The organism is Streptomyces sp. NBC_01439 (genome assembly GCF_036227605.1).
In the GTDB taxonomy this organism is placed as follows: Bacteria; Actinomycetota; Actinomycetes; order Streptomycetales; family Streptomycetaceae; genus Streptomyces.
Genome location: NZ_CP109487.1, coordinates 6,670,362 through 6,682,382, shown reverse-complemented (window position 1 = coordinate 6,682,382; position 12,021 = coordinate 6,670,362). Strand labels below are relative to the sequence as shown.

Annotated in this window: 13 protein-coding genes and 1 pseudogene; 3 read left to right on the top strand and 11 right to left on the bottom strand. The window is 73.2% G+C overall.

Annotation, left to right across the window (positions count from 1 at the left end; all coding sequences use genetic code 11):
- Positions 1-45 precede the first annotated feature (45 nt).
- The 5 genes from OG207_RS30295 to OG207_RS30275 form a co-directional block, all read right to left on the bottom strand.
- The gene (locus tag OG207_RS30295) at positions 46-744 is read right to left on the bottom strand and encodes a DUF4191 domain-containing protein (protein WP_329102719.1); all 699 of its coding nucleotides are present in this window, start codon (positions 742-744) and stop codon (positions 46-48) included.
- A 10-nt stretch (positions 745-754) separates the two neighbouring features.
- Positions 755-952 (bottom strand): SCO2195 family GlnR-regulated protein, encoded by a 198-nt coding sequence (locus OG207_RS30290; RefSeq protein WP_030010916.1) that lies wholly within the window; start codon positions 950-952, stop codon positions 755-757.
- Between the two features lie 273 nt (positions 953-1,225).
- Positions 1,226-2,173, bottom strand: a complete 948-nt coding sequence (gene lipA / locus OG207_RS30285; RefSeq protein WP_030010915.1) for a lipoyl synthase — start codon at positions 2,171-2,173, stop codon at positions 1,226-1,228.
- 109 nt (positions 2,174-2,282) lie between these two features.
- Positions 2,283-3,083 (bottom strand): lipoyl(octanoyl) transferase LipB, encoded by an 801-nt coding sequence (lipB, locus tag OG207_RS30280; protein WP_329102716.1) that lies wholly within the window; start codon positions 3,081-3,083, stop codon positions 2,283-2,285.
- Positions 3,084-3,159: 76 nt separating this feature from the next.
- The gene (locus tag OG207_RS30275) at positions 3,160-3,498 is read right to left on the bottom strand and encodes a hypothetical protein (RefSeq protein ID WP_329102715.1); all 339 of its coding nucleotides are present in this window, start codon (positions 3,496-3,498) and stop codon (positions 3,160-3,162) included.
- A gap of 173 nt (positions 3,499-3,671) precedes the next feature.
- Between OG207_RS30275 and OG207_RS30270 the strand changes: the two genes are divergently transcribed.
- Positions 3,672-5,111: a regulator gene (locus OG207_RS30270; RefSeq protein WP_329102713.1), complete on the top strand. Its 1,440-nt coding sequence runs from the start codon at positions 3,672-3,674 to the stop codon at positions 5,109-5,111.
- Positions 5,112-5,241: 130 nt separating this feature from the next.
- On the opposite strand, the gene OG207_RS30265 is transcribed toward OG207_RS30270, so the two are convergent.
- The 3 genes from OG207_RS30265 to OG207_RS30255 form a co-directional block, all read right to left on the bottom strand.
- Positions 5,242-6,513: an NAD(P)/FAD-dependent oxidoreductase gene (locus OG207_RS30265; protein ID WP_329102711.1), complete on the bottom strand. Its 1,272-nt coding sequence runs from the start codon at positions 6,511-6,513 to the stop codon at positions 5,242-5,244.
- A gap of 156 nt (positions 6,514-6,669) precedes the next feature.
- Positions 6,670-7,557, bottom strand: coding sequence for a TIGR01777 family oxidoreductase (locus tag OG207_RS30260; RefSeq protein ID WP_329102709.1), 888 nt, complete (start codon positions 7,555-7,557; stop codon positions 6,670-6,672).
- A 194-nt stretch (positions 7,558-7,751) separates the two neighbouring features.
- On the bottom strand, positions 7,752-8,510 hold the full coding sequence (locus OG207_RS30255) for a VIT1/CCC1 transporter family protein (protein WP_402694923.1): 759 nt from the start codon (positions 8,508-8,510) through the stop codon (positions 7,752-7,754).
- Positions 8,511-8,600: 90 nt separating this feature from the next.
- Between OG207_RS30255 and OG207_RS30250 the strand changes: the two genes are divergently transcribed.
- The gene (locus tag OG207_RS30250) at positions 8,601-9,692 is read left to right on the top strand and encodes a PP2C family protein-serine/threonine phosphatase (RefSeq protein WP_329102708.1); all 1,092 of its coding nucleotides are present in this window, start codon (positions 8,601-8,603) and stop codon (positions 9,690-9,692) included.
- Positions 9,693-9,743: 51 nt separating this feature from the next.
- Here the strand turns inward: OG207_RS30250 and OG207_RS30245 are convergent, their stop codons facing one another.
- Both OG207_RS30245 and OG207_RS30240 read right to left on the bottom strand, forming a co-directional pair.
- Positions 9,744-10,256: a hypothetical protein gene (locus tag OG207_RS30245; protein ID WP_329102706.1), complete on the bottom strand. Its 513-nt coding sequence runs from the start codon at positions 10,254-10,256 to the stop codon at positions 9,744-9,746.
- A 104-nt stretch (positions 10,257-10,360) separates the two neighbouring features.
- A complete protein-coding gene (locus OG207_RS30240; protein ID WP_030012991.1) occupies positions 10,361-10,612 on the bottom strand; it encodes a hypothetical protein in 252 nt (83 codons plus the stop codon).
- Positions 10,613-10,719: 107 nt separating this feature from the next.
- On the opposite strand from OG207_RS30240, the gene OG207_RS30235 reads away from it, so the two are divergent.
- Complete coding sequence (locus OG207_RS30235) at positions 10,720-11,091, top strand: ArsC/Spx/MgsR family protein (RefSeq protein WP_329102704.1); 372 nt, start codon at positions 10,720-10,722, stop codon at positions 11,089-11,091.
- On the opposite strand, the pseudogene OG207_RS30230 reads toward OG207_RS30235, so the two are convergent.
- Positions 11,088-11,938: pseudogene (locus tag OG207_RS30230) on the bottom strand (alpha/beta fold hydrolase). The gene OG207_RS30235 and the pseudogene OG207_RS30230 sit on opposite strands and share 4 nt — an antisense overlap.
- Positions 11,939-12,021 lie beyond the last annotated feature (83 nt).

The window sequence follows — 12,021 nt, the reverse complement described above, 5'->3', positions numbered from 1 at the left end:
CTCGGGGGGCACCCCTGTGTCGTATACGAAAATCAGGTGACCGGGTCAGCGCATCTTTCCGCCGCGCGGCATCTTCATGCCCTTCGGCATGGGGCCCTTCGGCAGCGGCATGTTGCTCATGAGATCGCCCATGGCGCGCAGCTTGTCGTTGACCTCGGTGATCTGCGGGCCGGCCAGCACGCGCGGCAGCTTGAGCAGGGTGGTGCGCACCTTCTTGAGCGGCACCTCGCCCTCGCCCGTGCCCACGATGAAGTCGTGCACCGGCACGTCCGGCATGATCCGGGCCAGCTTCTTCTTCTCGTTCGCGAGCAGCGGCTTCACCCGGTTCGGGTTGCCCTCGGCGATCAGCACGACGCCGGCCTTGCCCACGGCACGGTGGACGATGTCCTGCTGCCGGGTCATCGCGATGGCGGGGGTGGTCGTCCAGCCCCGTCCCACGTTGTCCAGTACGGCAGCGGCAGCTCCCGGCTGTCCTTCCATCTGCCCGAAGGCGGCCCGCTCGGCCCGTCGCCCGAAGACGATCGCCATCGCGAGGAACGCCACCAGGAAGCCCAGGACACCCAGGTAGATCTCGTGCTCGACCAGGAAGCCGATCGCGAGAAAGACACCGACGGTGACGATGCCCACGCCCGCGACGATCAGACCGACCTTCGGGTCCGCCTTGCGCGTCATCTTGTACGTCAGGGCGATCTGCTTCAGTCGCCCGGGGTTCGCAGCAGTCTCTGCGTTTGACTTCCTCGCCATACAGCGAAGTTTACGTGGCCTGCGGGGTTCGGGTAGCCGCGGCCTCAAGTACGTGTTCGGTTTCGACCCGGTCCTTGGCCCGCTTGCGGTCCTCCAGGACCGCCGTCCAGGCGTTGCGGCGGGCCCCGCTCATCAGCAGGGACTCAATGCCCCGGAAGGCGTCGGAGAGGGTCGGGATGGCAATGGCGCGTACGGGCGCGGCCTGCATGATGTCGATCCCTTTCACGATGCTCGCCCCTGCGCGGTGCGAGCGGTGTGTGCGGTGCGTGGACCAAGCGTCACTGACTGGTGTTACCAGGGCGTGACCGGTCGGTCAAATGTGATTGACACGTTGCAAACGCCGACGCGGCCCGCCGAACTCTTCCTCAAGAAAGAGCCTAGGGGCCGCGCCGATGCGGTATTACTCGTTGGTAGCATTTTGTGCGCGACTTCACACGCACAGTGCCCGCCCTCGTACCTCGGGCGGACCCTCAACCTGCGCTCAGACTCGGCTGCGCTTCTCCATCGCCTGCTGGTAGAGGCGACCCGCCCGGTACGAGGACCGGACCAGCGGGCCGGACATCACGCCGGAGTAGCCGATCTCCTCGGCCTCCTTCGCCAGCTCGACGAACTCGGCCGGCTTCACCCAGCGCTCGACGGGATGGTGCCGCGGCGAGGGCCGCAGGTACTGGGTGATGGTGATGAGCTCGCAGCCGGCCTCGTGCAGGTCCTTCAGGGCCTGCGAGACCTCCTCGCGCTCCTCGCCCATGCCGAGGATCAGGTTCGACTTGGTCACCAGGCCGTAGGCGCGGGCCTTGGTGATCACGTCGAGCGAGCGCTCGTAGCGGAAGCCGGGGCGGATCCTCTTGAAGATCCGCGGCACCGTCTCGACGTTGTGCGCGAAGACCTCGGGGCGGGAGGCGAAGACCTCCTCCAGCAGCTCCGGGACCGCGTTGAAGTCGGGGGCCAGCAGCTCGACCTTGGTGTGGCCGGACTCGCGGCCCGCCGTCTGCTGGTGGATCTGGCGCACGGTCTCCGCGTACAGCCAGGCACCGCCGTCGGCCAGGTCGTCGCGCGCGACGCCGGTGATGGTGGCGTAGTTCAGGTCCATCGTGACCACGGACTCGCCGACGCGCCGCGGCTCGTCACGGTCCAGCGCCTCGGGCTTGCCCGTGTCGATCTGGCAGAAGTCACAGCGCCGGGTGCACTGGTCACCACCGATGAGGAAGGTGGCCTCGCGGTCCTCCCAGCATTCGTAGATGTTCGGACAGCCGGCTTCCTGGCACACCGTGTGCAGTCCTTCGCCCTTCACCAGGGCCTGCATCTTGGTGTACTCGGGGCCCATCTTCGCCCGGGTCTTGATCCACTCGGGCTTGCGCTCGATGGGGGTCTGGGCGTTACGGACCTCCAGGCGCAGCATCTTGCGTCCGTCGGGTGCGACTGCGGACACGACCGGCTCCCTGTGACTTCGATTGTTCGGGCGCCCACCAGGGTACGCCCGTAATTTCGTACGCTCTTACGTCGGCCAACCTGCGAGCGGCCGGCCGCATTCCCGGGGGCTAGGAGCCCACTGCCGGCTCTATCTCGCGGGGCCTCAACTCCGCGTGCTCCAGTACGTCCTTCAGGTGCCGTTCGGCCACGGGAAGCACCTCGGCGATGGTGATCTCCCGGCCCAGTTCGTACGAGAGCGAGGTCACACCGGCGTCCCGGATCCCACAGGGGATGATCCGGTCGAACCAGGTGCTGTCCGGGTTCACGTTGATCGCGAAGCCGTGCATCGTGACGCCCTTGGCGACCCGGATGCCGATGGCGGCGAGCTTGCGGTCCTCGCGGCGCTGGCCGGCGTTGGACGGGGCGTACTCGGGGCCATTCAGCCGCGCGTCGAACTCCTCGTCGTGCAGTCGGGGGTCGAGGTCGAGAGAGAGGCCGCCGATCGTGGGGCGCTCCTCGACGGGGTCGCCCAGGACCCAGACTCCGGAGCGGCCCTCGACCCGGGTGGTCTCCACGCCGAACTCGGCGGCGGTGCGGATCAGGGCCTCTTCGAGGCGGCGGACGTGGGCGACGACGTCCACCGGGCGGGGCAGCTTCATGATCGGGTAGCCGACCAGCTGGCCCGGGCCGTGCCAGGTGATCTTGCCGCCGCGGTCCACGTCGACGACGGGGGTGCCGTCGAGCGGGCGTTCGCTGGGGTCGGTGCGCCGCCCTGCCGTGTAGACCGGCGGGTGCTCCACCAGCAGGCAGGTGTCCTCGATCTCGTCCGCGAAGCGGGCCGCGTGCACCCGGCGCTGTTCCTCCCAGGCCCGGGTGTACTCGACGGAATTCGGCCCGAAGCCCAGATGGACGAACCCAAGCTCAGCCACCGCAGCGCCTCCTCATTGAACCTGCTGTGTGCACGTACCTCACTGAGCAAGGGTACGGCGACCCGCACGAGCCCCTTCAGGGCCCCGGCGCGGGCCGCGGCGCGGGCTCGGACACGGGCTCGGACACGGGCTCGGACACGGGCTCGGGCTCCGGCACGGGCCCCGGCAGCTGCTTCGGCCGGCGCCGCCCCTTGAGCGGCCGGTCCGGGTCCTCGTCCGCGCGCGGCAGCCGCCGGTGGCCCTCCGAGTGGTCGTTGACCCAGCCGCACACCCCGCACGCGTACCGCCCGTCGAGCCCGGCGATGTAGGTGCCGCAGCGCCGGCACTCCGCCTCGGTCAGTTCGGGCGGGGACAGCGGGACGGTGGATTCGGTTCGCTCCTCGGGGAGGTGCGCCCCGTGGGGCCGAGGGGTCATGGCCCGCAGCGTACGTGGGCGGAGGGGTCCGGTCCGTAAAGGGCCCTACGCATTCTGCACACGATCGGATGAATGTGGGGCAGAGAGGGCGGCATCGGCGAAGTTCGCCGCTACATTCACGCCGTTCACAGGGCCGGGACCCCGGTCCGTCACGTCAGGAAACCGTGGAGCCGATGACGGAACGACCTGCCCAGCGCGTCCCCAACCGGCAGCTCGCGGCGCTGATCGCGGAAGCCGGGTTCTCCAATGCCGGCCTCGCCCGCCGCGTCGACCAGCTAGGCCTGGAGCACGGTCTCGACCTGCGGTACGACAAGACCTCCGTGACCCGATGGCTGCGCGGGCAGCAGCCCCGCGGGACCACCCCGGCGCTGATCGCCGAGGTCTTCACCCGCCGCCTCGGACGCCGGCTCTCCGCCCAGGACCTGGGGCTGGACGCCTGCGCGCCCGTGTACGCGGGGCTGGAGTTCGCGGCCACCCCGGAGGAGGCCGTGGACATCGCGAGCGGGCTGTGGCGCAAGGACTCCGGTTCGCACGCCGAGCTCCGGAAGATCGCCTTCACCCCGGCCGGGCTGGTGGTGCCCAGCCGGGACTGGTTGATCGGCCGGGCCGACGAGCGGGTCGGCCGGGGCGCGGAACCCTCCGCGGCCCGCGTCCCGCTGCAGGGGCGGACCTCGGTCCCCCGGCAGCGGCAGATCGACCGCGGCCCCGGGCAGCGGGTGACCGGCGGGGACATCGCGGCGCTGAGATCGGTCAGCGAGCTGTTCCGGACCCTGGACCAGGCCTACGGCGGCGGGCACGCCCGGCAGGCCCTGGTGCGCTACCTGGAGCACGAGGCCGAACCGATGCTCCGCGGGACCTACGGGGAGACCACCGGGCGGCGCTTGTTCTCGGCCGCCGCCGATCTGACCCGGCTCGCGGGCTGGACCTCCTTCGACATCGCCGCGCACGGGCTCGCCCAGCGGTACTTCGTGCAGGCGCTGCGGCTCGCGCAGGCGGCCGCGGACCGCCCGTACGGCTCGTACGTGCTCGTCACCATGAGCCGGCAGGCGGTCTACCTCGGTCACGGCCGCGAGGCCGTGCAACTGGCCCGGGTGGCCCAGCAGGGCGTCGGCTCCGGCCCGCCGCCCGTGGTGCAGGCCCTGCTCCACTCGGCGGAGGCACGCGGACACGCGGTCCTCGGCGAGGTCCGGGCGTCGACCGCCTCCCTGGTGCGGGCCGAGCGCGCGCTGGGCGCGGCCCGGCCGGGGGACGACGTTCCGCACTGGGCCCGGTTCTACGACGAGGCGCAGCTGGCGGACGAGTTCGGGCACTGCCACCGGGACCTCCAGCAGTACCGGGCCTCGGCGCAGCACGCGGAGCGGTCCCTCCAGTTGCGGGGGCCGGCGTACGCCCGGTCCCGACTGTTCTGCCGGGTGGTGCTGGCCACGGCCCGGCTGGGGCTGGGCGAGCTGGACCAGGCGTGCGCGCTGGGTGCGGAGGCGGCGCAGCAGGCGATGGAGATGCGGTCGGTGCGGGCGGTGGAGTACGTACGGGACTTCGAGCGGCGGCTGGAGCCGTACCGGGACGCCTCTGCCGTGCGGACCTACCGGGACCGGGTGGCCGCCCTGTCCTGAAACGCTACATAGCGTCCACAAACGCCCCGAAACATTCCGAAGCACCCCTGAGCGCCCGGAGCGCCCTCGGGGCAGGGGGCGGGGGCCCGGTCCTGTGCACAGGACCGGGCCCCCGCTTCGGCCGTGGTTCTCAGGCCGCCACCGGAAGTGCGGGCTCCGGGGTGACCGGGAGTCGGATGCCGAAGTCGCGCAGGACGGCGCCGGCGGCGCGCCGGGCCGAGTGCAGGGCCCCCTGGACGGTGTTGGTGTCGCGGTGGTCGCCGCACACGTAGAGCCCGGCCAGTACCCGTACGGGACGCCGCATGTCGTGCGGCGGTGGCATTGCGGGGACCGCCTCCGGGGTGTGGTGGACGGCCAGCAGTTCCCACTCGCGGGTGGGGGTGTCGTAGAGCCGGGCCAGCCGTGCGGCGACCGTGCGCACGGGCGGCGGCGGGCCGAGCACGGTGGTGCTGACCAGGCTCCGGCCGGCCGGGGCCCGGGTCGGGTCGACCGCGCTCATCACGGCCGTGTGGGATACGGGCCAGGCGGGGTCCCCGTCCAGGAGCAGGGAGCCGTCCCGGGGCAGGGGTGCGGTGGTGGCGTGGTGCAGGACGGTGACCTCGTGGAAGGCGGGCACGCGCAGGCCGGGCAGGAGCTCGGCGGCGGCGCGGGCCCCGGTGGCCAGGAGGACGGAACGGCAGCGGAAGTCGCCGTGCTCCTCGGTGGTCACCAGGTTGGTCGCCACCGACCGGACCCGGACCCCGGTCCGTACGGTGCCGGGCGGCAGGGCGGCGGCGAGCAGGTCGGGCAGGGCCGCCGCGCCGCCCTCGGGCACGGCGAGGCGGCCGCGGGCGAAGGTGCGCAGGGCGAGGTCGGCGACCCGGCTGGAGGTGGTGAGCTCCGGGTCGCGCAGCAGGGTGGCGAGCAGGGGGCGGAGCGCACCGTTCAGGGTGCGCGTCGGCAGCCCGCGGGAGCGCAGGGCGGCGTGGGCGGTGCGTTCGGGACGGGCGAGCAGCTTCTCCTCGGGCAGGGTGGCGAGCCGGCCGAGGGCGGCGCTGATCCGGGCCTGGTCGAGGGAGCCGCTGGCCAGGGCCCGGGCCGGGGTGAGGACCCCGACCCGCAGCTGTTTCCCGTCGGTGTGGACGAGGACGCCCGGGGTGAAGGGGCGCAGGTTCAGGGCCCGCAGGCCGGGGGTGCGTTCGAGTTCCGTGTACGAGGTGTTGAGCAGTTGCCCGATCCGGTCCAGCCGGAACCCGTCGGCGGACTCGGTGGCCATCCGCCCGCCGGGGTCGTCCGCGGCTTCCAGGACGGTGACCGTGACTCCGGCTGCGATCAGGTGCTGCGCGGCCGCGAGTCCTGAGACCCCGGCTCCTACGATGACGACGTCCGCATGGTGTGCGGCATGGTGTGAGCTGCTGAGCACGTGCCCCTCCCCGAGGTCGGCGCGGCTGTGTGGGGATCCTCCTTCCCTCAACCGGTTAAAGGGGAACCCGAGTTCGGCGTGACATTGCGGTCAACTCCGGTCGCACAGCGGTCGCATATGGGTCACGAACGGTCGCACGGTGGTCGCACGCGGATCTCAGAGCGTGGCGCGGATCGCCTGTTCGATGCCGGGGTCGTGGAAGACGAAGCCGGACTCCAGCAGCCGCGCGGGCCGGGCCCGCTGACTGCCCAGCACGTCCTCGGAGAACTCCCCCAGCACGACGCGCAGGGCCACGGCCGGTACCGGCAGCACCGCGGGCCGGCGCAGCACGCGGGACATGGCCTCGGTGATCTGGCGGTTGGTCAGCGGCTCCGGGGCGGTCAGGTTGACCGGGCCGGACAGGCCCGGGGTGTCGATGATGTGCCGCAGGGCCGCGATCTCGTCCCGGAGGGAGATGTACGACCAGTACTGGCGGCCGTTGCCGAGCCGGCCGCCGATGCCGGCGCGGAAGATCGGGAACATCCGCCCCCAGGCTCCGCCCTCTCGGGCCACGACCAGCCCGGTACGGGCGAACGCGGTCCGGATCCCGGCCTCCCGGGCGGGAGCGGCCGCCGCCTCCCACTCCACGCAGACCGAGGGCAGGAACCCCTGCCCGGCCGGGGCGGCCTCGTCGACGGCCCGGTCACCGGTGTCCCCGTAGTAGCCGACGGCCGAACCGCTGACCAGGACGGCGGGCGGCTCGTCGAGGGCGGCGAGGGCGTTCGCGAGCGCGGCGGTGCCGAGCACCCGGCTGTCGCGGATCTCCCTCTTGTACGCGGCCGTCCACCGGTGGTCCCCGACCCCGGCGCCGGCCAGGTGCACGACGGCACCGCAGCCGGCCAGCCCGGCGGGGTCCACGTACCCGCGGGCCGGATCCCACCGCGCCTCGTCCGCGCCGACGGGCTCCCGCCGCACGAACCGCACCACCTCGTGCCCGTCCGCCCGCAGGGACCGCACGAGTGCACTTCCGATGAGCCCGGTCGCCCCGGTAACAGCAATCCGCATGCCCCCATCCTGCCGGGTCGCTGCGCTGGCCCGGCGGTATTCGGGGCGCGTCGTCGTCCTTCGCCGGACGCACGTGCCCTGGCGGGCGTCACCACACGGCGCTCCGCGCCCGCGCCTCAAACTCCCCCAGCTACCGCTGGGAGGTGCCCCCTGGCGGGGCTGGATTTCAGCCCCGCCGGCGTTTGAGGCGCGGGTCAGGCGGTGGTGCCGAGCCAGGTGCCCACCGCGTAGGTCACGGCCATGGCCAGGGCGCCGCCGGCCACGTTCCGGGCGACCGCCCTCGGCACGCGCGCCCCGCCCAGCCGCGCGCTGATCACCCCGCACAGCGTCAGCGCGGCCAGCACCGCCACCACCGTCACCGGCACCCGCTGCGACGGCCCCGGCAGGATGATCGCCAGCAGCGGCAGCAGCGCCCCGACCGTGAAGGCGACGAGACTGGCGAAGGCCGCGTGCCACGGGTTGGCGAGCTCGTCGGGGTTGATCCCCAGTTCCACCCGGGCATGGGCCCGCAGCGCGTCCCGCTCCGTCAGCTGCTCGGCGGCCTCCCGCGCCACCTCCCGGCTGAGCCCCCGCTCGGCGAGCAGGTCGGTGAGTTCGTCGAGCTCCGCCTCCGGCTCCTCGGCCAGTTCCCGGCGTTCCAGGTCGAGCGCCGCCCGTTCGGAGTCCCGCTGGGAACTGACGGAGACGTACTCCCCCGCCGCCATCGACAACGAGCCCGCCAGCAGCCCGGCGACGCCCGCCGCCAGGATCGCCGAACGCGAGGTGGTGGCCCCCGCCATGCCGACCACCAGACCCGCGGTGGAAATGATCCCGTCGTTGGCACCGAGCACACCCGCGCGCAGCCAGTTGAGCCGCGTGCTGATCTCCCCGCTCTGCGAGCCGGCGCCGCCCTCGCCGTGCGCCTCGACGTGCGCCCTGCCGGGCCGTTTCCCCGCGCCTTCGCTTGCCGTCACGCCCACCACTGTCGCGGCCCGGGGCCGACAGGGCCACCCGGCGGGCCGGTCCGGGGTGCGCGGGCCCGGCCGCCGTACCAGGGTGGAGGGGTGAGACGCCGACGGCAGGAAGCGGGCTGGCTGCGCGGCGAGCCGCCGCCGCGCTGGGCCCGGATCGCGCCCGCGGCAGCATTGGTCGTACTGGTCCTGGCCCAGGCGGTCACCCCGGGCGCGGAGCTCGGGTTCTTCCTGGCCGGTCTGCCCCCGGTGGCCGCCTTCGCGTACGGGGCGGCGGGGACCGCGGTCTTCGCCGGCATCGTCCTTCTGCTGTTGGGCGTCCACTCGCTCGGTGTCGCCAACGCCCGCGGCACGGACCTGGCCACGGTGGCCGTCGTCGGCGTGCTCAGCGTGGTGATCGCCTGGGTCCGCCAGCGCCGGGACGCGCAGCTGGTCAGCGTACGGACGGTGGCGGAGGCGGCCCAGCTCGCGGTCCTCCCACCGGTGCCGGAGCGGGTGGGTCCGGTGCGCTGCTCGGGCCTCTACCGGGCGGCGCAGCACGGCACGCTGGTCGGCGGCGACCTGTACGACGTACGGGCCGGGCCGTACGGGGTGCGGGCGCTGGTCGGGGACGTGCAGGGGCACGGACTGGCGGCGGTCGGCACGGTGGCGGCGCTGCTCGGGGCCTTCCGCGAGGCCGTGATCGACGACGTCGGACTCGGGGCGGTCGCGGCCCGACTGGACCGGCGGCTGGTGGCGGACGCGGCAGCCGCGTCGGTCGAGCATCCGGAGCTGTTCGCCACGGCCATGCTGCTGGAGTTCCCGCCCGGGCTGGACGTCGTACGGATCGTGTCGTGCGGGCACCCGTCGGCCCTGCGGGTCCGCGGATCGGCGGTGGAGGAGGTGATCGTCGAGCCGGGGCCGCCGCTGGGCCTGGGGCTCGCCGGTCCGACGCCGCCGGTGGCGACGGAGCTGGCGGTGCTCCCCGGGGACCAGTTGCTGCTGCACACCGACGGCGTGACGGAGGCCCGCAACGCGGCGGGGCACTTCTACCCGCTGGCCGCCCGGGTACCCGTACTGGCACGGGACCCGGCGGGCTTGGTCGGGGCGGTGTGGCAGGACCTCGCGGCCTTCACGAAGGGCGGCCCGAACGACGACGTGGCCCTACTGCTGCTGTCCCTGGACGGACGGGACCCGACTGCGTAGGCCGTGCCCACGGCTCGCGGCTACCGGGGCCACCGGGGTCACCGCCCGGGGTTACGCCCCGTCGGCCGCGGCGGACGGGGGCAGGGCCGTGAGGGGGTCCTCGGCATGGTGGACGGCGTGCGCGAGCGCGTTCTCGTAGACGGGCCGGGGGAAGACGAACGGTCCGATGGGGAGTTCGCCCCAGGCCGGCCGGTGGGGCTGGCGGAAGCCGGACCATGTGACGGTCTCGGGGGTGGCGGTGATGTGGGTGAACAGGGGCCAGCACTCCCAGATGCTGCAGGGGCAGCCCAGCACCGCGGTCGCGTCCGCCGCTGTGTTCCGGAGTTCCGGGGCGGCGTCGCCGAGGAAGTGGCGTACCGGGTCACCGAGGGTGCTCTCCGTCATTCCGGCGTACTGCTTGAACAGGAAGTCCTCCGTGTCCTCCGGCGTCCGCTCGTAGGGGCTCTCCTCCTGCAGCCACAGGGGGCGGATGGCATCCGCGGCGTGGACGCGCAGGTCGGCCCCGTCGACGCGGATGCCCCACAGGCGGTCGGACATGTACGTGAAGAACTCGACGTGCTGCATAGACATCATCTTGCGGGACCGCTGCCGGAAGCCCCGACCGGTTTTGCCCGGCCGGCCGGGGCCCTGCCATGCGGTGGGTGACGAGCTGCGGCGACGGCTGCCGGCTACGACTCCATGATGAACGCGCGCACCATCTTGCAGGTGACGTTCGACGGCCGGTGGATCCCCGTCCGAACGGCCATCGTCCGGATCTTCCGGTTGGTGGCACGGCGGGCGTCGTACGTCCCCGAGTCGAGCAGGGATATCGCCAACCGCATCGCCTTCAGACGGCGGTTGTGGCTCTCGTACCACTCGCGGGGCAGCCCCGCCGGCAGCGGCTTCTTCTTGACGTGCTGGACGGTGGTGGCAGTGGCCATCTACAGCCTCCCAAACGGTAGTTGGCGTCCTGTCGTTCTTCCTCGATTTTACCGGGGACCACTGACAAAAGCCCCTGGCCAGACCGACCCTGGGTAGGGTTGGCGCCATGGAGATCTGGATCAATCCCGCTTGTTCCAAGTGCCGCAGCGCCCTGACCCTGCTGGACGCGGAGGGCGCCGATTACACGGTGCGCCGCTACCTGGAGGACGTGCCCTCCGAGGGCGAGATCCGCGAGGTGCTCGGCCGGCTCGGGCTGGAGCCGTGGGACATCACGCGCACCTCGGACCCGCTGGCCAAGGAGACCGGCGTACGGGACCTGCCGCGCGAGGAGACCGATGCCGCGCGCGGACTCTGGATCGCCCACCTGGCCGCTCACCCGAAGCTCATCCAGCGCCCGATCATCACCGCGGAGGACGGCACGGCCGTGGTCGGCCGCTCCGAGGAGGCCGTCCGCGAGGCCCTGTCCCGCAAGGGCTAGGAGAGGCGCCGGGCGATCTCCGCGGCCGCCGTCAGCGGCAGCGCGTGGTGCGGGACCCCGGGCAGTACGTCGACGCGCGCGCCCGGCAGCGCCTCGCGCGCCGCCCGGGCCGCGCGGCCGGAGTCGTGGCAGCCGGCGAGCCCGGCGAAGAGCACGTCGACCCGGGGGCCCGCGCCGGCGGACCGCGCGAGCCCGGCCAGGTCGGGGCGCGGCCCGGTGACCGGCCGGACGGTGGGGAAGCCGGCGCTCTCCTCCTGCAGCCGCAGCCAGGCCGGATCGAGCGCGGCCCCGCGGGACTCCCAGGTCAGGAAGGAGCGGATCCGCTCCGGGGTGGGCCGCACCAGCACGGGCAGCGCGCGCAGTACGTAGCCCGGGCGCAGCCCCGCGAAGACCCGGGTCGGGTCGAGCAGCACCAGGCGGCCGAGCCGGTCCGGGCGCCGGGTGGCGTAGTGGGCGGCGATCCAGGCCCCGTACGAGTGCCCGGCGAGGGTCACCGGCCCGTGGCGCTGCGGGCCCAGCCCGTCGAGGACGGCGTCGAGCCAGCCGACCAGGTCCCCGGGGGACCGGATCGCCCGGTCGGGCGCCGGAACGCTGGCCCGGGGTCCCCCACCAGGTCGACGGCGTGCACCCGGTGGGCGCGGGCCGCCCCGGCCGCGACGCAGGCGCCCCACACGGTGGAAGTGGAGCCTCCGCCGGGAAGCAGCACCAGCGGCGGCGCGGCGGCCGGACCGCACCGGTTGACGCGGGTGACCCCGTACGGGGTGGCCAGATCGACGGCCTCGACGGGGCCGGGCCACCGGCCGAGCACCGCGTCGTAGGCGGCGCGGAAGGAAGACGTCCGGTGCATGTACCGCCCCCATGGCTCGTGCAACGGGTGATCCCGATGGGTCGTCCCGATGGGTCATCCATCTCATCCAATACCTCGCTGGG